Source organism: Micromonospora tulbaghiae (genome assembly GCF_900091605.1).
Lineage (GTDB): Bacteria > Actinomycetota > Actinomycetes > Mycobacteriales > Micromonosporaceae > Micromonospora > Micromonospora tulbaghiae.
In genome coordinates this window covers 76,098-100,296 of sequence record NZ_FMCQ01000013.1, presented here as the reverse complement: position 1 = coordinate 100,296, position 24,199 = coordinate 76,098, and the positions used below count along the sequence as shown (strand labels likewise).

Below are 24,199 nucleotides of genomic sequence, written 5' to 3'. Positions count from 1 at the left end.
AGCCACGAGCTGCGCGGTGGAGGAGCGGAGAGGGACCTGATCGCTGCCCGCAAGGGGTGAGGCCTTCCGTCGAGCGTCGTGGACTCGTGGCAGGGCGCCGCTAGCCGAGGCCGGCCAGTTCCTCGGGGGACAGGCGCAGCGCTCCGGCGGCCAGGTTCTCGACCAGATGGTCGGGGTTGCCCGTGCCGGGGATGGCCAGCATGTGCGGCCCGCGGCTGAGGGTCCACGCGATCCGCACCTGCGCGGGCGTCGCCCCGTGGGCGCGGGCGATGGCCGCCACCGCCTCGTTGGTGGCCACGCCACCGGCCTCCCGTCCGTCGCCGGCGATCGCGAAGAACGGCACGAAGGCGACACCCTGCTCCCCGCAGGTGCGCACGAGCTGGTCGTGCATGCGCCGGGTGTCGACGCCGTACGGGTTCTGCACGCAGACCACCGGGGCGATCGCCTGTGCCTGCGCGAGGTGCTGCGGGCGGATGTTCGACAGGCCGAGATGGCGGATGAGGCCGGCATCGCGCAGGTCGGCCAGCGCGCCGAAGTGCTCCGCGACCGACTCCAGCCCGTTCTGGCGCAGGTTGACGACGTCCAGGTGGTCACGGCCGAGCTGGCGCAGGTTCTCCTCGACCTGTCCGCGCAGTTGGTCGGGCCGGGCCAGCGGCAGCCACTCTCCGGAGGGGTCGCGGCCCGGCCCGACCTTCGTGGTGATGACCAGTTCGTCGGCGTACGGCGAGAGCGCCGCGTTGATGATCTCGTTGGCCGAACGCAGCGGCGAGAAGTAGAACGCCGCCGTGTCGATGTGGTTGACCCCGAGTTCGACCGCCCGGCGCAGCACGCCGATGACGCGTTCGCGGTCGCTCGCCGCACCATTGTTGCCGGTCAGGCGCATCGCGCCGAATCCGATCCGGTTGACAGTCAGGTCGCCGAGCGTCCAGGTACCTGCGGACGCCGCAGTAATCATGTTGGGCACTGGGCGAAACTAGCCATCCCCGATGACCTGCACAGCCGGTCATCCGCCCGATACCGATCCGCGGGGATCACTGTTAACTTGTTTACAGTGAACGACGGTGGTTTCCCATGGGCAACGGCCTCGACCTTGCCGTAGTGCGGACCGCAGGCGACCAGTTGCGGCTGACGGCCCTGGGCGGTCACCGTGCACCCGCCAGGAGCCGCACGGTGACCGCCCAGGACTGCCGGCTACTCGCTCGTTCCACCTTCATCGGAGGTACGGCGATCGCGCCTACTGGTCAGGCGCGGGTGCGCTGCCGCAGCCGGGTCGAGACGACCGCGACGACCGCCATGAGGACCGCCACGACCAGGGACGGCAGGGCGTCGGGCCGGCGCAGCAGTTCTTCCGTCAACCCGGCGTTGTCCAGTTGGTGCAGCGTGCCCAGCAGGAGGGTGGGGACGACTGCGATCAGCAGTCGCTGGTCGGCCGTCGCCACCCACAGGAAGGCGGCCACCCCGGCGAGCACCATGACGGCGGCGACGATCCGCGGGGCCGCGTCGACCATGCGGAGGCCGCCCGCGGGGATCAGATGCAGGGCGAGGATGCCTGCGGTGACCAGAACGGCGTTCGCCCGGGGTGCCGGCGGCACGTCCGCCGGACGCCGCAGGCCCAGCACGATCAAGGGCGCGGCGACGACCGGCGCCCACCACTGCGGCAGGCCGTTGAGGAACAGGTACGGGGAGATCACGGTCGGCACCACCGCCGCTGCCACCGCCAGGACGGCGGCGGTGCGGGTACGGCCCGCGACGAGCGCCACCAGCGCCGCGCTCAGCACGATCTCGTGGACGCCCTGATTGCGCAGGACGGTCAGGGGGTCCGAGAGTCCGCCGTACTGGAACGCCTCGACGATGTCGTTCAGGCCGATGAGCACACCCAGCGCCAGCGCCGCCAGGGCGCCGAGGTGGATGCCCTGCCAGAACAGCACGGCGACGGGCCGGGGCGCGGCGCCGCCACCGTGTACCCGTAGGGCGCCCCGGATGAGCGAGGCCGCCTCTCGGAGGCTGGGCCAGCGACGGTTGGTCGGTTCGTCGCCGATCAACGTGTCGATCAGCTCGTCGGCGCGTTCGCGGCGGTAGCCGGCCGGGTAGGCCCGCAGCAGCATCCGGTAGCGCTTCTCCAGAACATCGGAACTCATGCTGGTCTGATCCTCGCGGTAGAAGGTTGACGGGCACTTGCCTGCGACGTGAGCCGGCGTGGCAGGCGGTCCATGACCACCCGCGCGGCCTGGGCGAGCCGGTCGGCCTCCTCGGTGAGTACGCGACAGCCCTCGTCGGTGAGCCGGTAGTAGCGACGGGCACGCCCGTTGACGATCTCCTCCCCGTCGGCGGTGACGAGTCCCTCGCCGAGCAGCCGGTCGATCACCGAGTACAGCGATCCGGCGGCGAGGGTCACCCGCCCGTCGGACAGCTCGGTCACCCGCTTGATCACGGCGTAACCGTGGAGCGGCCCACCGAGCAGGGCGGCGAGGACGAAGTACGACGGTTCCCGTAGCGCGGGACGCGGAGCAGATCCCATGAGCTGAATATACAACCAACTTGAGTATCTAACCAGAGTGACCCTGCACAGTGCTCCGCGCGCCCTTGCCCAAATTATCTTAATGGTTAAGGTAATTGGATGAGTACATCGACCGACTTCTCCGTGGCGATCGCCGGCGCCGGACTCTCCGGCCTCTGCCTGGCTCAGTACCTGACGCGCGCCGGCATCGACGTGCACGTCTACGAGCGGGACCCCGGCCCCTTCGTCCGGCGGCAGGGCTACCGGATCATCCTCGACCGGTACGGGCTGGCGGCGCTGCGCGAGAGCCTGCCGCGCCCGCTGTACCGCCTGGCGCTGGCCACCGGCGACGAGCCCGGCGGGCACCTGCGCTTCACCGACCGGCGGCTGCGGGACGCCTTCACGATCACGTTCAAGGACGATCCGCACGAGACCCGCCAGGTGGACCGGCTGACGCTGCGGTCGATCCTCCAGTCCGGGCTGGACGGCCGCATCCACTACGGCAAGGCCGCCGTCGCCGTGGACAGCGGCGGCCCGGCCGGGCTGCGGCTGCGGTTCTCCGACGGCAGCGCCGCCGCGGCCACAGTCGTGGTGGGCGCCGACGGCGTGGGTTCGGCGCTACGCGCGCAGCTCATGCCGGACGCCGACCCGGCGGACACCCCGATGGCGGGCATCTACGGCCGGTCGCCGCTGTGGCGCGACGGCGCGAGCGTCATCCCGGACGCGCTGCGCACCAGCGGAGTCCTGTCCATCGCCGACCGGCCGGGCAGTGCCTTCTTCTTCACCTCCATGCGGTTCGGCGAGAGCCCACGGCAGGCGTTCACGCGCCTGGCACCCGGCAGCTACGCCCCCACCGGCGACGACTACGTCATGTGGGCGCTGCTGCTCCGGAGGGACGAACTGCCCACCGCCGTCCGCGGTGACCTGCGGGCGCTGTGGCACATGGCAGCCCGGATGAGCATCGACTTCCACCCGCTCGTCCGGCGGCTGGTCGACACGGCCGAACTGGACGCCACCGTGCTCAACCTGTTCGCCACCGGCCGGCGGCCGCACCGGTGGGCGGTGCCCCGGGCGACGATGATGGGCGACGCCGTACACGTCATGCCGCCGTTCGGCGCGCACGGCGGCAACACCGCGCTGCGCGACGCCGCCCTGCTCGGCCACCGGCTGGTCGAGGCCCGGGCGAGCGGCACACCGGTGGAGGAGGCGATCGCCGGCTACCAGGACGAGATGGTGCCGTACGCCTTCCACGCCGTCGACGACGCCGCCAGGCTGATGCGCCGCCTCACCGGAGGCGCCGCGGCACCGCACTGGGTGCTGACCCGCGTGCTACCTCGGCTGCACCGGGTCACCGTGCCGGAGGCATGATTGCCCGCATGTCCCACGATCCGGCCCGTGCCTCCGCGATCGCCGACCTCATGCGCGCCGGGCGGGAGACGTCGCGGCTGTCCACGGTGCTGCGGTACGCCATCGCGGAACGGCTCGGCCTCGCCGTGAGCGACCTGGAATGCCTGGACTTCCTGGCGGACGCCGGATCCGCCACGGCGGGGCAGATCGCCGAGCGGACCAACCTCACCACCGGTGCGGTCACCAGCATGCTCCGCCGGCTGCAGCAGGCGGGTTACGTGACGGCTGAACGCGACCCGGCGGACCGGCGGCGGGTCGTCGTCACCATGCGGCCGGAGCGGATCGCCGACCTGGAGCGACCGTACGAGCGTTTCGCCGAACGGGCGGAACGGCTCGTCGAGGGCTACAGCGCCGAGGAGGTCAGGCTGCTGGTCCGGCACCACGACCGCCTGCAGGCGATGTACCTCGCCGAGCTGGACCACCTCCGCGGCGACGGCACCGGGCAGCGGCCCGCCTGAGCCGGCGTCTCCTGTCGCTCCGCCGTCATCCCACGGCCGCGAGGAAGTCCGCGTAGAACAGGCCCAGGCCGGCCGCGACGCAGACGCCGGCCACGATCCAGAACCGGACCACGATTGTGGACTCGCTCCACCCGGCCAGCTCGAAGTGGTGGTGCAACGGCACCATCCGGAAGACGCGTCGTCCGGTGGTCCGGTACGAGACGATCTGGATCACCCAGGTCGTGGTGATGATGACGAAGAGCCCGCCGATCAGGATCGAGAGCAGCGTCGTACGGGTCACCACCGCGAGCCCGCCGATCAGGCCGCCCAGCCCGAGCGCGCCCACGTCACCCATGAAGATCCGCGCCGGAGACGTGTTCCACCACAGGAAGCCCACGCAGGCGCCGGCCGCGGCTGCCGCGATCATGGCGATCTCCAGGGGATCGCGGACCTGGTAGCAGTACTCGTTCACGCGCGCGTACCCGTCGTCGGCGCACCAGTGCCGGTACTGCCAGAAACCGATCAGCGAGTACGCGCCGAGCACCAGGATCGACGCGCCGGTGGCCAGGCCGTCGAGGCCGTCGGTGAGGTTCACACCGTTCGACATCGCCGTGATCACGAAGATGAAGACCATGACCGCGCCGACCTTGCCGACGTCCAGCCAGCTGATGTCGCGGATGAGCGAGATGTGCTCGCTGGCTACGGTCTGGCCGTTGGTGCTGGGCACGTACAGCGCGGCCACGCCGAACCCGCCGCCGACCAGCGCCTGGCCGAGCAGCTTGCCCTTGGCCGACAGCCCGTCGGAGTTGCGCCGGCGCACCTTGAGGATGTCGTCGAAGAAGCCGACCGCACCGCAGAAGACGAACAACCCGAGCAGCACCAGGGCCGTCATGGTGGGCCCCTCCTGCGCGATCTGCCGTTCGGGCAGGGTGGTCAGGGCGAGGTGCCCGGCGACGTACGCGAGGACCGTCGCCACGATGAAGACGACGCCGCCCATCGTGGGCGTGCCCACCTTGTTCTCGTTGCTGGCGAGCCCGATGGACCGGATCGGCTGACCGGCCTTCAGCGCGGTGAAGACGCGAACCGCCACCGGCGTGCCGAACAGTGAGATGACGAACGCGACAGCGGCCGCGACGATGACCGCCCTCACCGGCGGACCTCCACGAGGTCCGGATTTCGTACCGCGTCCCCACCGCTCTTCGCGAAGTCGTCGATCACGACACGTGAGCTTGCCATCCGGCGGCGGACGGAGCAGCCCCCTGACCGTCACCACGCCGAGGCTGGCGCGTACGCCGTAGCGTCGACGGCATGAGAACGATGGTGGTGTCGCTCGCGGTGGCCGCGGTGGTGGTGCTCGCGCTCGTCGTCTTCGTCGCCCGGCGGGACCGGACGAGGCGCCCGTCGGACGAGGACCCGGGTGCGGTCCGCCAGGCCGGCGCCGACCAGCACAGGCACGATGCGCAGCGTCAGGCCGCGTCGGGCCTCGCAGATCGGCACCGCAACCCGCCGAGCACATAGGCGCGACCGGCGGACGCGGTTGCGCGTACCCCTGATCCTGAGCTCATGGGTGACGCGGACGTGCTTGCGGCCACCGAGATCGGCTTGCTGCAGGGCGGTGACCGGGCAGCGATAGTCGCTGCTCTGGCCATGTTGAACGCGCGCGGGGTCCTGGCGGCAGGGGCCGGCCGGGTCCGCCGGACAGGGTCGCTTCCACCGGAGTGCGAACCGCTGGAGCGGGCACTGTACGCCGCCCTCTACGGATCCGTCGGCCCCGGGGAACTCGGCCGGCAGAAGCGCGTACAGCGAGCGCTCCGCGACGGGCGGCGGAGCCTGGCCCGGCGAGGTCTCGCGCGGACGCCCGGCCGACGGACGCTGCTGCCGATTCTGCTGGTGGTGCTGCCTCCGGCGTTGCTCGTGAAGCTGGTGGCAGCGGGAGTGGTCGGTGTGACCGAGGGACTGGTGGCCGTCGTGGTTCTCGTGGGAATCGCCGTGTGGTCGCTCCCCCTCCGTACAGTCGCCGGAACGCGGGCCCTGGCTGCCGCCCGCGAGCGACACGGCGACCTCCTCGAACGACCCGATCTGGAACCGGCTGAAGTAGGCCTCGCGGTGGCGCTCTTCGGCACCCCCGCGGCGCAGGCGCTGATGCCGCGGTTCACCCGGGACGCCGGCCTGCTCGACGGCGGCCGGAACTCACACCAGGTCGACAGCCGCCTCGATTCGTCGCCGTGGGGCGCGAACACCAGCAGCTTCTGGAACTGACCGGCCGCCGTCGTCCTCACCGCTCCGGCGTCAGGTAGCCGCGGGAGAACGCTGCCGCCACGGCCGCCGCGCGGTCGTTGACGCCGAGTTTCGCGTACGCGTGCAGCAGGTGCGTCTTGACAGTCGCCTCGCTGATGAACAACTGCCGGGCCGCCTCGCGGTTCGTCGAGCCCCGGGCGACCAGTTCCAGGACCTCCAGTTCCCGCTGCGACAGCGGCTCCGAGGCCGGTTGCCGCATCTGCCGCATGAGTCGCGTCGCGACGGCCGGGGACAACGCCGCCTGCCCCTGCGCGGCCGCCTCCACCGCGCGGAACAGCTCCTCGCTCGGCGCGTCCTTCAGCAGGTAGCCGGTGGCGCCGGCTTCGATGGCTGGGAGCACGTCACTGTCCGTGTCGTACGTGGTCAGCACCAGCACGCGGGCGGGCACCCCTCGCCGCGCCAGCTCCCTGATGGCGGTGACACCGTCGGCCTTCGGCATCCGCAGGTCCATGAGGATCACGTCCGGCCGCAGCGCCTCCCCCGCGATGATGGCCTCCGCACCGTCACCGGCCTCGCCCAGCACCTCGAAACGCGGGTCGGCGCTGAACATGCCCCGCAGACCGTTGCGTACCACCGGATGGTCGTCGACGATCAACAGTGAGATCACCGGCCCGCTCCGGCGGGGATGGCCGGCACTGTCGCCGAGATCGCCGTACCGCCGCCGGGTTCCGACTCGATCTCCAGTCGTCCGGCGAGGCGCTGCACCCGCTGCCGCATGCCGGTGAGCCCGAAACCCCCGGCGCCGTCGGCGCGCCTCGTGCCCGGCTCGAAACCCACCCCGTCGTCGCGTACGTCGAGCGTCACCAGATCCTCCATGTACGACAGCGTCAGCCCGACCCGGCTGGCCCGGGCGTGCTTGGCCACGTTGGCGAGCGCCTCCTGCGCGGCACGCAACAGCGTCACCTCGACATCGGCGTGCATCGGGCGCGGCTCGCCGGTGGTGGTCAGCACCGCGTCGATGCGGTGCACCTGCGACCAGCGCCGGGTCACGTCGCTGATCGCCTCCGGCAGCCGGGCCTCGGCGAGCACCTCGGGCTGCACCGCGTGGACCGTACGGCGGGCCTCGGTGAGGCTGTCGCGGGCCAGGTTCTTCGCGTTGTCCACGTGCCGGCGCCACACCTCGGCCCGGCCGGCCGTCTGCTCGGCGGCCTGGAGCTGGGTGAGGATGCCAGCGAGCCCTTGGGCGAGCGTGTCGTGGATCTCCCGGGCCATCCGCTGCCGCTCGTCCTGCACGCCCGCCTCGCGTGCCTGCACGAGCAGCTGGGCGTGCAGGCCGGCGTTCTCCGCGAGTGCCGCCTCCAGCCTGACGTTCGCCTCGTGCAGCTCGGCGAGCGCCCGCTTCTGCCTGTGGTTGCGCCGGTCGTCCAGCTCGGCGAAGCGGAAGAACGCCCCGGCCAGCACGATGATGACCAGCGACAGCACCAGCCACTCGTTCACCGTCGCGCCGGACAGGCCGCCGGTGGACGACGCGGCCTGGATCACCGCCGTGGCGGCGACCCCGGAGTACCGCCACCGGCCCTTCAGGAACAGGAACGCGTGGACGTAGCCGATGAAGGTGAAGATGCCGTACCAGGGGGCGAGCGTCACCACGCTCGCCCCCAGCACGATGAGCCCCACGTAGTAGAGGCCCGTCAACGGGCCACTCTCCTGCCACCGCGGGTGGGCGTGGAACCAGCCCACCCAGAGGGCGATCACGAGCGTGAGCCCGAGCACCAGCGGCAGATTCAGCGACACGTCCCAGAACGGCAGCACCAGCGTGATGAGCGTGCAGATCGACAGGAGGACGTACGGCAGGACGGCGAAGAACACCTTCTCGTTGCGTTCCCAGCGGTCGAACTCCGCACGTAGCTCGGCCTCGATGCTCACGACCTACTCCCAGCGGAAGTACCGCGCGGCCAGCCCGCCGGCCACGATCGTCCACCCCAGCATCACGGCCACGTGCAGCACCTGCGGCCACTGACCGGCGGTGGCGTCCTGCAATGATTGCACGCCCGCGCCGAGCGGGGTGAAGTCGCTGATCGTCCGCAGCACGCCGGGCATGCTGTCGCGCGGGATCCAGAGACCGGCGAAGAACACGACGGGGAAGAAGAGTACGGTCCCGACCGCCCCGGCACTCTTGCCGCTGGGCGCGAGCGCGGCGACGAGCAGACCGATCGCGAACATCGTCACGGCTGCCAGCACGTAACTCGTCAGGTACGCCGGCACCTGCCGGGGCAGCCGCACGCCGAACGCCAGCCGGCCGATGGCGAGCGCGACGAGCATCGTCACCACGGACATCGCCGTGGACATCAGCAACTGCGCGCCGAGCATCGCCGCCGGCTTGACCGGCGTGGTCCGCATCCGGCGCAGCACGCCCTTCTCCCGGTAGGTGGCGAGCAGTTGGCACAGGCTGTTCAGCGCGAACATGGCGATGCTCAGCGCGACGATGATCGGCACGTACAGGTCGATGGTCCGCAGCCCGCCGAGGTCGGCGTCGGGCTCCCGGAACGCGGGGATAGCACCGAAGATGACGAGCAGGAGCGGCGGGAACCCGAGCGCGAAGAAGACGATGATCGGCTCGCGGAAGAACAGTCTGGTCTCGGTGGCGGTGAGCCGGTACAGCGCGGACATGATGTCTCCTCAGGCGTCGATCGGGCGGCCGGTGAGCGCGACGAACGCGTCGTCCAGCGAGGTCTGCTCGACCCGCAGATCGGCCGCGACGACCTGGTGGCGGGCGAGCACGGTGGTCACGGCGAGCAGCAGGTTCCCCGTACCGGTCACGACGAGCTGGCTGCCGGCCCGCTCGACGGACGCGACCTCCGGCAGCGCGGTCAGCAGGGCGTGATCAAGCGGCGCGGAGGGCCGGAACCGGATCCGCTGCCGGTCGTCGACACGCGCCACGAGCCCGGCCGGGGAGTCGAGCGCGACCAGGCGACCGGCGTCGATCACCGCCAGCCGGTCGCAGAGCCGCTCCGCCTCCTCCATGAAGTGCGTGACCAGCAGCACCGTCACCCCCCGATCGCGGACGCCCTCGATCAGATCCCACGTGTCGCGCCGCGCCTGCGGGTCGAGGCCGGTGGTCAGCTCGTCGAGCACCGCGACCTTCGGGTCGCCGACCAGCGCGAGCGCGATCGACAGCCGCTGCTTCTGCCCGCCGGAGAGCCGCCGGAACTGCGTACCGAGCTTGCCGGTGAGGCCCAGCGTGTCGATCAGCGCCCGCCAGTCGGCCGGCCGGCGGTAGAAGGAGCTGTACAGCTCCATCGCCTCGCCGACTGTGAGCTTGTCGGGCAGCTCGCTCGCCTGGAGCTGCGCGCCGAGCAGGTGCCGCAGCTCCCCGGTGTCGCGTTGCGGGTCGATGCCGCAGACCCGGGCGGTGCCGCCGTCCGGGACGCGCAACCCTTCGACGCACTCGACAGTCGTGGTCTTGCCGGCCCCGTTCGGACCCAGGATGCCGAATATCTCGCCCTGCTCGACGGCGAAGCTGACGCCGTCCACAGCGGTGTGCTCGCCGTAGCGCTTGACGAGGCCGTCCACCTCGATGATTGCCATGGCAGAAGCGTGCCGTCCGGCACCCGTACGCCGAATCGACCGCGCGGCGGGAGCCGCCGCGCAGCCCGGTGGGTGCGGCGGTCAACCAGGTGGTTGATGGCGGGGTCCGCCGCCCCTCGGCGTACGGGCGGCGTGGCCGGGCCGGTTTACCCGGTGGCCGCCCGCCGACCGGCGGTGCAGGATCATCTGATGCTCCCAGCCGACCCGGTTCTCTCCGATCTCCGCGACGCGTGGCACCGTGCGCTGGCCGGCCGGCTTCTGGGTCTCTACCTGCACGGGTCGCTGGTGGCAGGCGACTTCGCCGCGAATCGCAGCGACCTGGACCTGCTCGCGGTCCTCGCCGGCGACCCGGACGAGAAGCTCATCGACGGACTCGCCGGACTGCACGCGGATCTCGACCGGCGGCATCCGCAGTGGGCGGGCCGGATCGAGGTGGAATACGTGTCACTGGACGCGGTGCGCGCCGTCGGCGGCCGGGACCACCTGATCGCCCGGATCAGCCCCGGCGAGTTGCTGCACCTGCTGCCCGCCACCACCCACCGCGTCGTGACCTGGGCCGCCGTGCGCGACTACGGCCGTACGCTGCTGGGGCCCCCGGCCGACGAGCTGCTGCCCGCCGTCGAACCCGGCCTCGTCCGCTCGGCCCTGCTGGACCACGTCCGTGACTGGCCGGCCTGGGTGACCCAGATGACCACACCCGGAGCCCAGTCGTACGCGGTGCTCACCCTCTGCCGCGCCTACCAGCGCCTGCGCAACGGCCGGCAACTGTCCAAGCGGCAGGCCGCCGACCAGACCGCCACCGCCTGCCCGCGATGGGCCGGCCTCGTCGTCTGGGCGCGCGACTGGTGGTACGACTCCGGCCAGGACAGCGATCCCGGCCGGTTCGACGAGGTCAGGGCGTTCGTGCACGAGGTCAGCGCCGCCATCCTGACCCGGGAACGCGACACGCGGGGCTAGCTCCCGCCATCGCGCGATGGCTTGCCGCACCGGCTGCGGCTGGTCAGCGGGCGGCCCGGTAGCCGACATACGGTGAGCCGGCCGCCGAGCGGACGTGGTACCCCCAGCGCCGCAACGTCTGCATGATCCTCTCGGAGCCGGCCGGGTTCGCCGAGTGGACGTACACCACACCGACGTCGAACGGACGCCCATCGAACGCCGCCCGCTCCAGCACCTCGACGACCGGCCAGATCGTGTCGTCCTCGCCGAGGTCGTGATCGAGCCACAGCTCGTCCAGTCGCTGATCGCGGTATCGCGCCAGCGCCTCGACGCCGGCCCCGCTGGTGCGCGCCACGTGCGCCACCCGGCCGTCGAGAAACGAGCGCAGGTCGTCGACCAGCACGATTCCGGGCAGCGTCTCGTCATCCACGCCACCATCCTCGGCAGACCCGCCACCGACCGGCGTGCCCAGGGTCATCCGGTCCGCCGCAGAAGCGAGAGCAGGCGCCGGGCCAACAGCGCGCCGTGCTCCAGCCAACCCACGATCAAGAGAATTGTCAGGAGCAGGCCGACGGACCAGCCCATCCAGTCGAGCCAGGAACGCATGTGAGGCACCGTCGCCACCAACGACAGGATGGCCAGCCCGGGAAAGAGCACTCCCAGGGGGACCGCCCTGGTTATCGCTACCACCACGGCATCCCGGCCATGGACGAGGTGCTCACTCCACCGCCACAGGCGGCTTTCCCCGCTGGCCTCCTCGACAAGCGGCCGGAGCGTCGTCTCCACGTAGGATTCGGCCATCCGCGCGTCGCGGTCCTGCGATGCGACAAGCAGGCCGAGCGTCGACGAGATCAGCGGTACGAGAACCAGGAGACGTACGTCGCCCTTGCGTGCGACCAACAATCCGACGATCGTGGCTACTGCCGTGATGTGGAAGGTCACCAGCGTTGCGATCACTGTCGCCTTGCGGTCGATGAGCTGCAGCAGGCCCGAGTACTCGGCGAGCAGTGCCTGAAACGCGCGTTCGTTAGGCGTATCCACATCCGGCTCCCCAGGTTCGCGCTCGCCGTGCAGCGTGTCGGCGGTCAGGATCATCGTTGCAGCGGCGACCGTCAACCACGGAGGCGTTTCGCCGGTCATGAGGTGGTGGGTGCCGGCCGCGGCGTGGGTGACTTCATGCCATCGGGGGTGGGTGAGGTAGTCGTCGTCGGACAACTGTCTATGGCCGTCGTCGGCCACCCGCCACCCGCCACCCGCCACCCGCCACCCGCCACCCGCCACCCGAACGATTGAGCAGGTCACAGCCGGGGTAGTGGCCCTCCTCGCAGAAGATCGATCGGCGGCCGGTCCAGGTCCGCCCGGCGAAAGGGGCACCACCGGTGCGGACCTGGGTACGCGACGCCGTCGCGCGGTTGCGGGGCGACGGGATGACAGTGGTCGAGCTGACCGCTGCCGCGGTGGTCGCCTGGTTCGTGGCGGCGGTGGTGATCCGCCACCCGGACCCGTTCTTCGCACCGACCGCCGCGCTCGTCGTGCTCGGCGAGTCCCGCGGTCGACGGTTGCGGCAGACCGTCGAGATCCTGCTCGCCGTGGCAGCCGCCGTACTCGTCGCGGAGCTGCTGGTGTACGCGCTGGGCCCGGGCACCGAGACGGTTCTGCTGGTGCTGCTGCTGACCACCACGACGCTCGTGGTGATCGGGGCCCGCCGTGCCCTGGTCGTGCAGGCAAGCGTCTCGGCCATGTACCTGGTGGTGGTCTCCGCGCCGAACGGGACGCTGATGCCGTTCCGCTTCGTCGACGCGCTCATCGGCGGCGTGGTGGCACTGGCCGCCAGCCAACTGATGGCCGCCCGCGACCCGCTGGCGCCACTGGTGGCGCAGGCCCGGCGCAGCTACACCGACCTGGCCGATCTGCTCGACCAGGTCAACGCGGCGCTGCGAAGCTGCGACGAGGACGCCGCCCGCGCCGCGCTGGACCGGGCACGGCAGGTGGACGACTGCGTCGCCGAGATGCAGGCCGCCGTGCTCGCCACCGGCGAGACGCTGCGCCTGGGACTGCGCCGCCGGCACCTGGACAAGCTCGCCGAGGTGGAGGCCACGTTACGGCAGCTCGACTACGCCGCTCGCAACATCCGCGTGCTGACCCGGGCGGGCGTAACCCTGACCCGCCGGCACACCGCCACCCCCGCCGGAGCTGGCCGCCGCGATCGGCGCGCTGACCTCCGCCGTACGGTCGGCCGGTGAGGCCATGGCCCACGACCTCACCGGCGCCGACGCCGACCGGCACGCACAGCAGGCCGACACGGCGGCCCTGGAGGCGGTACGGATCGCCGCGGGCCTGCTGCGGGCCGACCCGCCACTGCCGGTCACCATGATCGTCGGGCAGATCCGGGCGACCGCCATCGACCTGCTGCGCGGTGTCGGCCACGACGACGTGGCGGTGCTGGACCGGGTGGACGAGGCGCTCGGCCTGAGCCGGGGGTGACACGTGCGCCGCTGGTCCGCTCAGCGGTGGTGGATCGGGGTGTCGAGGTCCGTCAGCCGCCGGCCGGAGCCTCCCGCGGCCAGGGCGACGAACTCGGCGGCGATCGCGACGGCGGTCTCCTCCGGCGTGCGTGCCCCCAGGTCGAGCCCGATCGGCGAGGAGAGCCGGGCGAGGGCGGCCTCGTCCACGCCCGCCTCGCGCAGGCGCCGCAGCCGGTCGGCGTGGGTGCGGCGGCTGCCCATCGCGCCGATGTAGCGGGCCGGGGTGCGCAGGGCGACCTGGAGCAGCGGGACGTCGAACTTCGGGTCGTGGGTGAGGACGCAGAGCACCGTGCGCTCGTCGACTGCCGTCGACGCCAGGTACGTGTGCGGCCACTGGACGACGAGGTCGTCGGCGTCGGGGAAGCGTTTGCGGGTGGCGAACACCGGACGGGCGTCGCACACCGTGACGTGGTAGCCGAGGAAGCGGCCGATCCGGGCCACCGCGACGGCGAAGTCGATCGCGCCGAACACGATCATCCGTGGCGGCGGCAGGTACGACTGGACGAAGACGGACACCTCGTCGTGCCGCTGCTGCCCGCGCGCACCGAGTTGGATGGTTCCCGTGGTGCCGAGGGCGAGCATGCCCTCGGCCTGCCGCGCCACCGCGCGGTCCAGGTCGGCGTCACCGAGGGTGCCGGCCACCCGGTCGGGCCAGACCACCATCTGGGCCTTCCCGGCCGACGCCGTCGCCACCGGCTCGCCCGCGCGGATGGCGGCGAGCACCGCGTCGGGCTCGGTCAGCACGACGTCCGGCTGCACCAGGACCTCGATGGTGCCACCGCAGGTCAGGCCCACCTCGAAGGCGTCGTCGTCGCCGACCCCGTAGGTCTCGGTGCGCGCCTGGCCGGTCCGTATGGCCTCCCGGCAGAGTTCGTAAACCGCGCCCTCGACGCATCCTCCCGAGATGCTGCCGACGACCTCGCCGTCGGCGCAGACCGCCATGGCCGCACCCGCCGGTCTGGGCGCCGACCTCCAGGTCCGCACGACTGTCGCGACGGCGAACCGGACGCCTGCGGCACGCCACGCGGTCAACCCGTCGACGATGTCTCGCATGGGCCGCACGATCCGTGAGCAGCAGCGGCACCGTCAACGCCGACCTAAGGACTTGCTTAGGTCGGCGTTGACTTCCGCGGGCACCGGCACCACATTGACGACTTCCGGAGGTGCGATATGCAGGTGCCGGCCCCGTTCGAGTACGAACGAGCGACCAGTGTGGACCACGCCATCAGCCTGATGGAGCGGCTGGGCAGCACGTCACGGCTGATCGCCGGCGGGCACAGCCTGCTGCCGATGATGAAGCTGCGGCTGGCCAGTTTCGACTATCTCATCGACATCAACGATCTGCACGACGAGCTCGGCTACATCGAGGCGGGCCCCGGCGAGATGCGCATCGGTGCGCTGACCCGGCATCGGGAACTGCTCGAGTCCGCCACCCTGACGGCGGCCTTCCCGATCTTCGCCGACGCCGAACGGGTGATCGCCGATCCGGTGGTGCGCAACCGGGGCACACTCGGCGGCTCCCTGTGCCAGGCGGACCCGTCGGAGGACCTGTCCGCGGTCTGCACCGCCCTGGACGCGAGCTGCGTGATCCGTGGGCCGGGCGGCGCCGAACGGCTGGTGTCCATGGAGGAGTTCCACGTCGGGCCGTACGAGACGGCCGTCGGTGACGGGGAGATCCTGGTCGAGATACGGCTGCCGGTGCGACCCGGCTGCGGCAGCGCCTACGAGAAGGTCGAGCGCCGTGCCGGCGACTGGGCAGTGGTCTCGGCCGGCGCGGCGGTCTGGCTCGACGGCGGCGTGATCTCCGACGCCCGGGTCGGGCTGGCCGCGGTGGGCCCGAACACCACGGGCATCCCGGAGATCTCGGCGGCGCTGCGCGGGCAGGAGCCCAGCGAGAGCCTCTTCGAGCAGGCCGGTGCGATCGCCGCCCGTAGCTGTGATCCGGCAACCGACCAGCGGGGCAGCGCGGACTACAAGCGGCACCTGGCCGACGAGCTGACCAGACGGACCCTGCGCCGGGCCGTGGAACGGGCGAGGAGCTGAGCATGCAGGTCACCATGACCGTCAACGACGTCGAGGTCACCCGGGAGATCGAGGGTCGCCTGCTGCTGGTGCACTTCCTGCGCGACGTGCTGGGCCTGACCGGCACGCACTCGGGCTGCGACACCAGCAACTGCGGCACCTGCGTCGTCTGGCTCGACGGCGAACCGGTGAAGTCGTGCACCGTGCTGGCCGCGATGGCCGGCGGGCACCAGGTGCGTACCGTCGAGGGCTTGGCGAAGGGCGCGGAGCTCGATCCGGTCCAGCAGGGCTTCATCCAGTGCCACGGCCTGCAGTGCGGCTTCTGCACCCCCGGCATGATGATGACGGCCCGCGCACTTCTCGACCGCAACCCGGACCCGACCGAGGCGGAGATCCGGGAGGCGATCTCCGGTCAGATCTGCCGCTGTACGGGTTACGCCACCATCGTGCGCTCGGTGCGCTGGGCCGCCGTACACGAGGCGAACGCCGCCGCCGCGGTCACCGAGACCACCGAATCACGCGAAGCCGGCGAGATCGACAACGCCGGCCAGCCCGCCGGGAGCGTCGTATGACGACTGTGCACGAGCGCGTGGACACCTTCCACGACAACGACCAGAAGCCGGTGGGATACGGCCGCATGCTGCGGAAGGAGGATCCGCGGTTCGTCCGCGGCCGGGGCCGGTTCGTCGACGACATCCGGCTGCCCGGCATGCTGCACCTGGCCATCCTCCGTTCGCCGGTGGCGCACGCGCGGATCCTGAGCATCGACACGAGCGCGGCCGAGGCCTCGCCCGGCGTCAAGGCGGTCGTGACCGGGGCGATGCTGGCCGAGCAGGGTCTGGCCTGGATGCCGACGCTCTCCAACGACGTGCAGGCCGTGCTCGCCACCGACAAGGTGCGCTTCCAGGGGCAGGAGGTGGCGTTCGTCGTCGCCGAGGACGGCTACGCGGCGCGGGACGCGCTGGAGCTGATCGACGTCGAGTACGACGTCCTCGATCCGGTCGTCGACGCCCGCCGGGCGCTGGAGCCGGGCGCCCCGGTGATCCGCGACGATCTCGAGGGCAAGACCGACAACCACTGCTTCGACTGGGAGACCGGCGACGAGGCGGCCACCGCGGCGGTGTTCGCCCGGGCGGACGTCGTGGTCAGCCAGGACCTGGTCTATCCGCGGGTGCACCCAGCGCCGATGGAGACGTGCGGCGCGGTCGCCGACTTCGACGCCGTCGACGGCAAGCTGCGCCTCTGGTCCACCACGCAGGCGCCGCACGCGCACCGCACCCTCTACGCCCTGGTGGCGGGCATCCCCGAGCACAAGATCCAGGTGATCTCGCCGGACATCGGCGGCGGCTTCGGCAACAAGGTGCCGATCTATCCGGGGTACGTCTGCGCGATCGTCGCCTCGATCGTCACCGGGAAGCCGGTGAAGTGGATGGAGGACCGCTCCGAGAACCTGATCAGCACCGGCTTCGCCCGCGACTACATCATGCGTGGTGAGATCGCGGCGACCCGCGACGGCCGGATCCTGGCCATCCGCACCAACGTCCTCGCCGACCACGGCGCCTTCAACGGCACCGCCGCGCCGGTGAAGTACCCGGCCGGCTTCTTCGGGGTCTTCACCGGCAGCTACGACATCGAGGCCGCGTACTGCAAGATGACTGCGGTCTTCACCAACAAGGCACCGGGCGGGGTGGCGTACGCCTGTTCGTTCCGCATCACCGAGGCCGTCTACCTCGTCGAGCGGATCGTCGACTGCCTCGCCGACGAGCTGGGCATGGACCCGGCCGAGCTGCGGCTGAAGAACTTCATCCGCCCGGAGCAGTTCCCGTACACGACGAAGACCGGCTGGGTGTACGACTCCGGCGACTACGAGCCGACCATGCGGCTCGCGATGGAGATGGCCGGCTACGCCGACCTGCGGCGCGAGCAGCAGGAGAAGCGGGCCCGGGGCGAGTTGATGGGCATCGGCATCGCGTTCTTCACTGAGGCCGTCGGCGCCGGCCCGCGCAAGAACATGGACATCCTCGGCCTGGGCATGGCCGACGGCTGCGAGTTGCGCGTGCACCCGACGGGCAAGGCCGTGGTCCGGCTCAGCGTGCAGTCCCAGGGCCAGGGACACGAGACGACGTTCGCGCAGATCGTCGCCGAGGAGATCGGCATCCCACCGGACGACATCGACGTGGTGCACGGCGACACCGACAACACGCCGTTCGGTCTCGGCACGTACGGCAGCCGATCCACCCCCGTCTCCGGCGCCGCGGCGGCCCTGGTCGCCCGCAAGGTCCGCGACAAGGCCCGGATCATCGCCTCCGGCATGCTGGAGGTCTCGGTCGCCGACCTGGAGTGGGACAAGGGTTCCTTCCGGGTCAAGGGGGACCCGGGCAAGAGCGTGACCATCCAGGACGTCGCGATGCGGGCGCACGGCGCCGGGGACCTGCCCGAGGGCGTCGAGGGCGGGTTGGAGGCGCAGATCTGCTACAACCCGTCGAACCTGACGTATCCGCACGGGGCGTACATCTGCGTGGTGGACATCGACCCCGGCACCGCGCAGGTCAAGGTGCGGCGGTTCATCGCCGTCGACGACTGCGGCACCCGGATCAACCCGATGATCATCGAGGGTCAGGTGCACGGCGGGCTGGCCGACGGTGTCGGCATGGCCCTCATGGAGATGATCGCGTTCGACGAGGACGGCAACTGCCTCGGCGCGTCGCTCATGGACTACCTGCTGCCCACCGCGCTCGAGGTGCCCGACTGGGAGACCGGCTTCACCGTCACCCCGTCCCCGCACCACCCGATCGGCGCGAAGGGCGTGGGCGAGTCGGCCACCGTCGGCTCCCCGCCCGCCATCGTCAACGCGATCGTCGACGCACTCGAACCCTTCGGCGTACGGCATGCCGACATGCCGTTGACGCCGTCGCGCGTCTGGGACGCGATGCGCGGCAACGCCCGCCCGCCGATCTAGGGGAGGTGGCCATGACGACGATCGCCCGCCGTACGCGTGATCTGACCGTCTCGCGCGCGCCGTTCGTGCACGCCACGGTGGTCCGGGCGCAGGACCCGACGTCGGCCCGGCCCGGCGACGACGCCGTGATCCTGCCGGACGGCACCATCGAGGGTTTCGTCGGCGGGATGTGCGCCGAGAACTCGGTGCGGGCGGCCGCCCTGGACGCCCTCCGGGACGGCAACGCGCTGCTGCTGCGGGTCCTGCCGGACGGCGCGCCCGCCTTCCCCGACACCCCGGGCGCACGGGTCGTGGTCAACCCGTGCCACTCGGGCGGGGCGCTGGAGATCTTCCTGCGCCCGGTGCTGCCCGTACCCGTGCTGGGTCTGGTCGGCGACACGCCGATCAGCGCGGCGGTGGCCACGCTGGCCGCCTTCCTCGACTTCGAGGTGGCCACGTCCGGTGACCACTCGGGCGCGACGGTGGTCGTGGTGGCCGGCCTCGGCAAGGGCGAACAGGACGCCATCCGCGCCGCCCTGGATGCCGGAGTGGGGCACATCGCGCTGGTCGCCAGCCGTACCCGCGGCGCGGCGGTGCTCGACGAGATGGAGCTGTCCGACGCGGAGCGCGCCCGGGTCCGGACCCCGGCCGGACTGGAGATCGGGGCGCGCTCACCGCAGGAGATCGCGCTGTCGATCATGGCGGAGGTCGTGCGGGCGCTCCGGGTGGACGGCCTCGCCTCCTCCCCCGCACAACCCGCCGCGCTCCCCCAGCAAGCAGTCGACCCGGTGTGCGGGATGACCGTCCTGGTCGGGCCGGACACACCACACGTGCGGATCGACGGCACCGACCACTGGTTCTGCTGCCCCGGCTGCCTCGACCGGCACGTGGCGGCGTAGCCGTGTTCGTGACCGGCCTGGTCCTGGCCGCCGGGGCCTCGGTGCGCCTCGGCGAGGCCAAACAGCTACTGCCGTACCGCGGGCGGACGCTGCTCGACGCCACCCTCGACCTGGCCCGCTCGTGCGCCTTCGACCAGTTGCTGGTGACCCTCGGCGGCGCCGCCCACCTGATCCGCGAGCGGGTGGACCTGACCGGGGTCCAAATCGTCGAGAACGCCGAGTTCAGCACTGGCTGCGGGTCGTCGGTCCGCGCCGCGACGCAGGCGGTGGACCCGCGCGCCGACGGGCTCGTGCTCCTGCTCGGCGACCAGCCCGGCGTACGGGCCGCCGACGTACGCCGCGTCGCGGCGGCGGCCACCCCGCTCGCGGTGTGCCGGTACGCCGACGGCCTGGGCCACCCGTTCTGGTTCGCCAGTGACGTCCTGCCGGAGCTGCGTGTCCTGCACGGCGACAAGGCGGTGTGGAAGCTGCTGCACTCCGGCCGGTATCCGGTCACGGAGGTCCCCGTGGACGGGCCGGTGCCGATCGACGTGGACACCCGCGCGGACTACCGGCGGCTGCTCTCGGGCGAAGCGCGGTGAAGGATCCCCTGGACGTCCGGCGCCGGCTCGACGCCGTCGACTACCTGGCCGACGACGGCATGGCGATGGCCGTCTTCCTCGCGCTGGAACTGGGCAAGCCACTGCTGCTCGAGGGCGAGCCCGGCGTCGGCAAGACCGCGGCGGCGAAGGCGCTGGCACGGGCGCTGGACACCCCGCTGATCCGGCTGCAGTGCTACGAGGGTCTGACCCCCGGCGAGGCGCTGTACGAATGGAACTACCAGCGGCAGTTGCTCGCCATCCGGCTGGCCGAGGCCCGCCACGCCTCGCTCACCGACGCCGACCTGTTCGCCGCGGAGTTCCTGCAGGAACGGCCGATCCTGCGGGCGGTACGCCACCCGGGACCGGTCCCGCCGGTGCTGCTGATCGACGAGATCGACCGGGCCGACGACGAGTTCGAGGCGCTGCTGTTCGAGTTCCTCGGCGAGTCCGGGATCACCATCCCCGAGCTGGGCACGTTCACCGCGGCCACGCCGCCGGTCGTGGTGCTCACCTCCAACCGCAGCCGCGACCTGCACGACGCACTGCGCCGCCGCTGCCTGTACCACTGGATCGACTTCCCGGAGCCGGGCCGCGCCACCGAGATCGTCCGGCGGGCCGTGCCGGGTGCCACCGATGGGCTGATCCGCACGGCGACCACCTTCGTCGGCGACGTACGCGCGCTCGGCCTGGACAAGGCACCCGGCATGGCCGAGGCCATCGACTGGGTCGCCGCGCTGTCCGTGCTCGGCGCCGCCGACCTCGCCGCCGACGACGTCGTGCAGACCATCGGCACCATCGCCAAGACCCCCGACGACCGCGCCGCCGTCGCCGCCGCGCTCGGCGCACACCACGAGAGGCCGGCATGAAAATCACCAACGAGTTCACCGTCGACATCCCGATCGCGCGTGCGTGGGCAGTTCTCACCGACCTGGAGGGCATCGCACCGTGCCTGCCGGGCGCCCGGCTGACCGGCGTCGACGGCGACGTCCACCAGGGCACGGTGAAGGTCAAGGTCGGTCCGGTCGTCTCCGAGTTCGCCGGCACCGCACGTTTCGTCGAGAAGGACGACAGTCGCTATCGGGGGGTGATCGACGCGAAGGGCCGCGACCGGCGGTCGGCGGCCAACGCGTCCGCTCTGGTCACCGCCGAACTGCGGCCGGACGGCCGGCGCACCGTCGTCAGCGTGGACACCGACCTCAAGATCTCGGGGCGGTTGGCCCAGTTCGGCAGCGGCATGATCAAGGAGGTGTCCGGCAAGCTGCTCGCCCAGTTCGTCGCCAACCTCGAGGCGAGGCTGGCGGCCGAGGAGACCGGCGGTGGCACACCGGCCCCGGCCACCGCGCCTGACGCATCCGAGCCCGCGACGGTCGTCGCCGCCGCGACCGCCTCCGACGCCTCCGCGGCCCGCACTCTCGCGGCCGAGGTGGCCCCGCCCGCCACCGCCCTGCCCGCCACCGCCCTGCCCGACAGGGCCTCGCCCGCCACCGCCCCGCCCGGGGACTCCGTGGCCGACACCCGCACCGAGCCGGAGACGCTGGACCTGCTCCACATCGCCGGTGGTGCCGTCGTCAAGCGCCTCGTGCCGGTCCTCGTCGGGATCGTCGTCGTCGGCGCGGTGATCGCCTGGCGGGTCGCACGCCGGTGAGCGCCGGTCTGCTGCGCGGCGTCGACCGCGCGGTGTTCGCGACGGCCTTCGCCGGCCGGTTGCGGCGGGCCGGCGTGAACGCCGGGCTCACCGAGGCCGGTGACTTCGTCCGGGCACTCGGCGTGTGGACACCCGGGGAGACGACCGCGCTCTACTGGGCCGCGCGGATCAGCTTCGTGCGGCGGCACGCCGACCTCGCCGCCTTCGACCGCGTGTTCGCCGCTGTCTTCGCCGACGCGCCACCACTACCACTCACCCGGTCCGCGGCACCGCCGGGCACCCGCGACGACGTGCACCTGCCGGTGGCCGCCGACACCGACGACACGGGCGACGGCGGCGGGCTGCCGTGGGCGACGCTGCCGGCGCCGGTCGCCGAGGAGGAGCCCTCCGATGCCGGGGTGCGGCTGCCCGAGCGACGGCCCAGCGCCCTCGCCGGGCTCGCCGACCGGCCGTTCGAGGACCTCGACGACGCTCAGCTCGACCTGCTCGGCGACGCCCTGCGCGAGGCGGTCGCCCGCTGGCCGTCCCGGCGCACCAGACGGCACGCCGCCGGCCCGGCCGGGCGGCGGGTCGCGCTGCGTCCGACGATCGCCCGCGCCCGTCGCACCGCGTGGGAGCCCGTCGAGGTCGTCCGCGAGCGGCCGGTACGCCGACCGCGCCGGGTCGTGCTGCTGTGCGACGTCAGCGAGTCGATGCGGGCCCAGGCCCACGCGTACCTGCACCTGCTGCGGGCCTTCGCGGTGGTCGCCGACGCGGAGGTGTTCGCCTTCGCCACGACGCTCACCCGGCTCACCGTCGCGCTGCGGCACACGTCGGCGTCCGCGGCGATCGCGGACGCCAGCGCCGCCGTGACCGACCGGTTCGGGGGTACGCGCATCGCGACGAACCTGCGGGCGCTGCTCGCCTCACCGCACGGCGACGCGGTTCGCGGTGCGGTGGTGCTGATCGGCTCGGACGGCTGGGACAGCGACCCGCCCGACGAACTCGCCGCAGTGATGGCGCGGCTGGGCCGCCGCGCACACCGGATCGTCTGGCTCAACCCGCGGGCCGGCGCCCCCGGCTTCGCTCCCCTGGTGGCGGGAATGGCCGCGGCACTGCCCTACTGTGACCGGCTGCTGCCGGCCGCGACGTTCCGGGACCTGCTGGAGGCCGCCGGTCAGCTCCAGAGCGTCACGTGCACCGAGGGCCGGAAACGGTTCGCCGCGACGCCCACGCCGCGCATCATCGCCTGAATCGCCCGGGACGTCGACGCGAAGCGGCACAGCTCGGCCGCCACGGACGGGGTGCCGGGGGTGACGAGCACCAGCGAATGCCACGTCGCCTCGGCTGTGGCGTGCGGCCCGGACAACGCCACGAGCTGGCCGCCGCGGACGTCCGGCGCGACGGTGAACGACAGCGCGGGCGCGATCCCCCGGCCGCGCTGGGCCTCACCCAGCGCGGCCGCGTGGCTCTGGAAGATCTGCTGCCGCTCCTCGGGCACGCCGAGCCGGCGCAGCATCGCCGGGACAGCGCCCAGCGTGTTGGTGGCCGAAGGCCCGAGCAGCCAGGTCTGGTCGCGCAACTGCCCCGGCGACGCCGGCACACCGGCCAGCGGATGATCCGGGCCGGCGACCGTCACGAGCCGGTAGTTCATCATGGGCCGGCAGGAGATCGCCGGATCGGCCACCGGCGGCAGCGGTCCCATCGCGATGTCAGCGGCCCGGGTCAGCAACAGCGACTCGAAGGAACCGGGGTCGGAGACGCTCAGCTCGATGTCCAGGTCGGCGGCGCGTCTGGCGAACAGCTCGATCAGCCTCGGCGCGGCGAACTCGGCGAACTCGCTGGACGCGGCGACCCGCAACAACCGGCGGCCGTGCGCCGCCGAACTGACCTCCAGGACCGTACGGTCCTGCAGGCCCAGCATCTCCGCCGCGCGGCTGGCGAGCCGCAGCCCGCCGGGGGTGAAGGCCAGCCCCGCCGCCGTCCGGGTGAACAACTGGTCCCCGAACTCCCGCCGGAGCTGGCCGATCAGCAGCGAGACCGCCGGCTCGGAGACCTCCAGATGCGCGGCGGCCTGCTTGACCGAGCCCAGCCGGACGACAGCGACGTAGGCCCGTAGCTGCGTCGGAGTCATCGGCGTCGAACCGCCCTTCTGCCGCGCTGGGCTGCTGCCGGACAGCCCGCGGCGTACCCCGATCATTCCCCGCCGGCCGCCCCGCCGCCAGGCACGGTGCACCGTAGAGCGAACTGACCGGTACGCCGGGTGAGCGTCCGCCGTGTCGAGCGCAGGGTCCGGCAGAGCACCGCGAAGTGGAGACAAGGCCTCGCCGTGGGGATTCCGCTTCCTGGAGCAGGCGCCTCGGGGCATCACCCGGCACGGCTGCCGACGGCAGGCGCCACGCCGGCGCAGGTGCGACTGTGGGCCGGATTCCTCGGTGTCCGCTATCCGGTGCGCGAGTGACCGACAGGTGACTGCGGCGTGACACGCCGTGTATACGCTGCCAACC

At 72.0% G+C, this 24,199-nt stretch carries 27 protein-coding genes; 15 read left to right on the top strand and 12 right to left on the bottom strand.

Annotated features, from left to right (window positions below; translation table 11 throughout):
• Nucleotides 1-100 precede the first annotated feature (100 nt).
• The 3 genes from GA0070562_RS28785 to GA0070562_RS28775 all read right to left on the bottom strand — a co-directional run bounded on the left by GA0070562_RS28785 (nt 101) and on the right by GA0070562_RS28775 (nt 2,518).
• Nucleotides 101-955 carry an aldo/keto reductase gene (locus GA0070562_RS28785; protein ID WP_091427962.1) on the bottom strand — a complete coding sequence of 285 codons (855 nt, stop codon included), beginning with the start codon at nt 953-955 and terminating at the stop codon, nt 101-103.
• Nucleotides 956-1,241: 286 nt separating this feature from the next.
• Entirely contained in the window at nt 1,242-2,138 is an 897-nt protein-coding gene (locus GA0070562_RS28780; RefSeq protein WP_091427848.1) for a hypothetical protein, read from the bottom strand.
• Nucleotides 2,135-2,518, bottom strand: a complete 384-nt coding sequence (locus GA0070562_RS28775; RefSeq protein WP_091427846.1) for a PadR family transcriptional regulator — start codon at nt 2,516-2,518, stop codon at nt 2,135-2,137. The genes GA0070562_RS28780 and GA0070562_RS28775 overlap by 4 nt, the downstream gene beginning before the upstream one ends.
• A gap of 99 nt (nt 2,519-2,617) precedes the next feature.
• On the opposite strand from GA0070562_RS28775, the gene GA0070562_RS28770 reads away from it, so the two are divergent.
• Together GA0070562_RS28770 and GA0070562_RS28765 are read left to right on the top strand one after the other, a co-directional pair.
• Nucleotides 2,618-3,865, top strand: coding sequence for an FAD-dependent oxidoreductase (locus GA0070562_RS28770; RefSeq protein WP_091427845.1), 1,248 nt, complete (start codon nt 2,618-2,620; stop codon nt 3,863-3,865).
• An 8-nt stretch (nt 3,866-3,873) separates the two neighbouring features.
• Nucleotides 3,874-4,362, top strand: a complete 489-nt coding sequence (locus tag GA0070562_RS28765; RefSeq protein WP_254663894.1) for a MarR family transcriptional regulator — start codon at nt 3,874-3,876, stop codon at nt 4,360-4,362.
• 25 nt (nt 4,363-4,387) lie between these two features.
• On the opposite strand, the gene mraY is transcribed toward GA0070562_RS28765, so the two are convergent.
• Nucleotides 4,388-5,491, bottom strand: coding sequence for a phospho-N-acetylmuramoyl-pentapeptide-transferase (mraY, locus tag GA0070562_RS28760; protein WP_091427842.1), 1,104 nt, complete (start codon nt 5,489-5,491; stop codon nt 4,388-4,390).
• 158 nt (nt 5,492-5,649) lie between these two features.
• Here mraY and GA0070562_RS28755 point away from each other — a divergent pair, with 158 nt between their 5' ends.
• Nucleotides 5,650-5,859: a hypothetical protein gene (locus GA0070562_RS28755; protein ID WP_091427840.1), complete on the top strand. Its 210-nt coding sequence runs from the start codon at nt 5,650-5,652 to the stop codon at nt 5,857-5,859.
• A 45-nt stretch (nt 5,860-5,904) separates the two neighbouring features.
• Entirely contained in the window at nt 5,905-6,600 is a 696-nt protein-coding gene (locus GA0070562_RS28750) for a TIGR04222 domain-containing membrane protein (RefSeq protein ID WP_091427839.1), read from the top strand.
• A 16-nt stretch (nt 6,601-6,616) separates the two neighbouring features.
• On the opposite strand, the gene GA0070562_RS28745 is transcribed toward GA0070562_RS28750, so the two are convergent.
• From GA0070562_RS28745 to GA0070562_RS28730, 4 genes are read right to left on the bottom strand one after another with little or no spacing between them, the layout of a single operon-like run.
• On the bottom strand, nt 6,617-7,246 hold the full coding sequence (locus tag GA0070562_RS28745; RefSeq protein ID WP_091427837.1) for a response regulator: 630 nt from the start codon (nt 7,244-7,246) through the stop codon (nt 6,617-6,619).
• Complete coding sequence (locus GA0070562_RS28740; protein ID WP_091427835.1) at nt 7,243-8,505, bottom strand: sensor histidine kinase; 1,263 nt, start codon at nt 8,503-8,505, stop codon at nt 7,243-7,245. The genes GA0070562_RS28745 and GA0070562_RS28740 overlap by 4 nt, the downstream gene beginning before the upstream one ends.
• 3 nt (nt 8,506-8,508) lie before the next feature.
• Nucleotides 8,509-9,249: an ABC transporter permease gene (locus GA0070562_RS28735; RefSeq protein WP_091427834.1), complete on the bottom strand. Its 741-nt coding sequence runs from the start codon at nt 9,247-9,249 to the stop codon at nt 8,509-8,511.
• 9 nt (nt 9,250-9,258) lie between these two features.
• Nucleotides 9,259-10,167, bottom strand: coding sequence for an ABC transporter ATP-binding protein (locus GA0070562_RS28730; RefSeq protein ID WP_091427832.1), 909 nt, complete (start codon nt 10,165-10,167; stop codon nt 9,259-9,261).
• A 189-nt stretch (nt 10,168-10,356) separates the two neighbouring features.
• Between GA0070562_RS28730 and GA0070562_RS28725 the strand changes: the two genes are divergently transcribed.
• A complete protein-coding gene (locus GA0070562_RS28725) occupies nt 10,357-11,124 on the top strand; it encodes an aminoglycoside adenylyltransferase domain-containing protein (protein WP_091427960.1) in 768 nt (255 codons plus the stop codon).
• 43 nt (nt 11,125-11,167) lie between these two features.
• On the opposite strand, the gene GA0070562_RS28720 is transcribed toward GA0070562_RS28725, so the two are convergent.
• The gene (locus tag GA0070562_RS28720) at nt 11,168-11,533 is read right to left on the bottom strand and encodes a cyclic-phosphate processing receiver domain-containing protein (protein ID WP_254663893.1); all 366 of its coding nucleotides are present in this window, start codon (nt 11,531-11,533) and stop codon (nt 11,168-11,170) included.
• A gap of 44 nt (nt 11,534-11,577) precedes the next feature.
• Nucleotides 11,578-12,342 (bottom strand): hypothetical protein, encoded by a 765-nt coding sequence (locus GA0070562_RS28715; RefSeq protein WP_139135513.1) that lies wholly within the window; start codon nt 12,340-12,342, stop codon nt 11,578-11,580.
• A gap of 140 nt (nt 12,343-12,482) precedes the next feature.
• Here GA0070562_RS28715 and GA0070562_RS28710 point away from each other — a divergent pair, with 140 nt between their 5' ends.
• Nucleotides 12,483-13,346 carry an FUSC family protein gene (locus GA0070562_RS28710; RefSeq protein ID WP_254663892.1) on the top strand — a complete coding sequence of 288 codons (864 nt, stop codon included), beginning with the start codon at nt 12,483-12,485 and terminating at the stop codon, nt 13,344-13,346.
• 4 nt (nt 13,347-13,350) lie between these two features.
• Entirely contained in the window at nt 13,351-13,587 is a 237-nt protein-coding gene (locus GA0070562_RS30835) for a hypothetical protein (protein ID WP_244255612.1), read from the top strand.
• Between the two features lie 20 nt (nt 13,588-13,607).
• Here GA0070562_RS30835 and GA0070562_RS28705 read toward each other — a convergent pair whose 3' ends face one another.
• The gene (locus GA0070562_RS28705; protein WP_091427829.1) at nt 13,608-14,681 is read right to left on the bottom strand and encodes an XdhC family protein; all 1,074 of its coding nucleotides are present in this window, start codon (nt 14,679-14,681) and stop codon (nt 13,608-13,610) included.
• Nucleotides 14,682-14,798: 117 nt separating this feature from the next.
• Between GA0070562_RS28705 and GA0070562_RS28700 the strand changes: the two genes are divergently transcribed.
• The 8 genes from GA0070562_RS28700 to GA0070562_RS28665 are packed head-to-tail and all read left to right on the top strand — an operon-like array spanning nt 14,799 to nt 22,945.
• A complete protein-coding gene (locus GA0070562_RS28700) occupies nt 14,799-15,671 on the top strand; it encodes an FAD binding domain-containing protein (RefSeq protein ID WP_091427828.1) in 873 nt (290 codons plus the stop codon).
• A gap of 2 nt (nt 15,672-15,673) precedes the next feature.
• Nucleotides 15,674-16,222, top strand: coding sequence for a (2Fe-2S)-binding protein (locus GA0070562_RS28695; protein WP_091427825.1), 549 nt, complete (start codon nt 15,674-15,676; stop codon nt 16,220-16,222).
• Nucleotides 16,219-18,609: an aerobic carbon-monoxide dehydrogenase large subunit gene (locus GA0070562_RS28690; protein ID WP_091427823.1), complete on the top strand. Its 2,391-nt coding sequence runs from the start codon at nt 16,219-16,221 to the stop codon at nt 18,607-18,609. Before GA0070562_RS28695 ends, GA0070562_RS28690 begins: the two co-directional genes overlap by 4 nt.
• Nucleotides 18,610-18,620: 11 nt before the next feature.
• The gene (locus GA0070562_RS28685) at nt 18,621-19,487 is read left to right on the top strand and encodes an XdhC family protein (protein WP_091427820.1); all 867 of its coding nucleotides are present in this window, start codon (nt 18,621-18,623) and stop codon (nt 19,485-19,487) included.
• 8 nt (nt 19,488-19,495) lie between these two features.
• The gene (locus GA0070562_RS28680) at nt 19,496-20,068 is read left to right on the top strand and encodes a nucleotidyltransferase family protein (RefSeq protein ID WP_254663890.1); all 573 of its coding nucleotides are present in this window, start codon (nt 19,496-19,498) and stop codon (nt 20,066-20,068) included.
• Entirely contained in the window at nt 20,065-20,934 is an 870-nt protein-coding gene (locus GA0070562_RS28675) for an AAA family ATPase (protein WP_091427816.1), read from the top strand. The genes GA0070562_RS28680 and GA0070562_RS28675 overlap by 4 nt, the downstream gene beginning before the upstream one ends.
• Entirely contained in the window at nt 20,931-21,713 is a 783-nt protein-coding gene (locus tag GA0070562_RS28670) for an SRPBCC family protein (RefSeq protein WP_091427814.1), read from the top strand. The genes GA0070562_RS28675 and GA0070562_RS28670 overlap by 4 nt, the downstream gene beginning before the upstream one ends.
• On the top strand, nt 21,710-22,945 hold the full coding sequence (locus GA0070562_RS28665; protein ID WP_091427812.1) for a vWA domain-containing protein: 1,236 nt from the start codon (nt 21,710-21,712) through the stop codon (nt 22,943-22,945). Before GA0070562_RS28670 ends, GA0070562_RS28665 begins: the two co-directional genes overlap by 4 nt.
• On the opposite strand, the gene GA0070562_RS28660 is transcribed toward GA0070562_RS28665, so the two are convergent.
• Nucleotides 22,870-23,826 (bottom strand): LysR family transcriptional regulator, encoded by a 957-nt coding sequence (locus tag GA0070562_RS28660; RefSeq protein WP_091427956.1) that lies wholly within the window; start codon nt 23,824-23,826, stop codon nt 22,870-22,872. The genes GA0070562_RS28665 and GA0070562_RS28660 overlap by 76 nt on opposite strands.
• Nucleotides 23,827-24,199 lie beyond the last annotated feature (373 nt).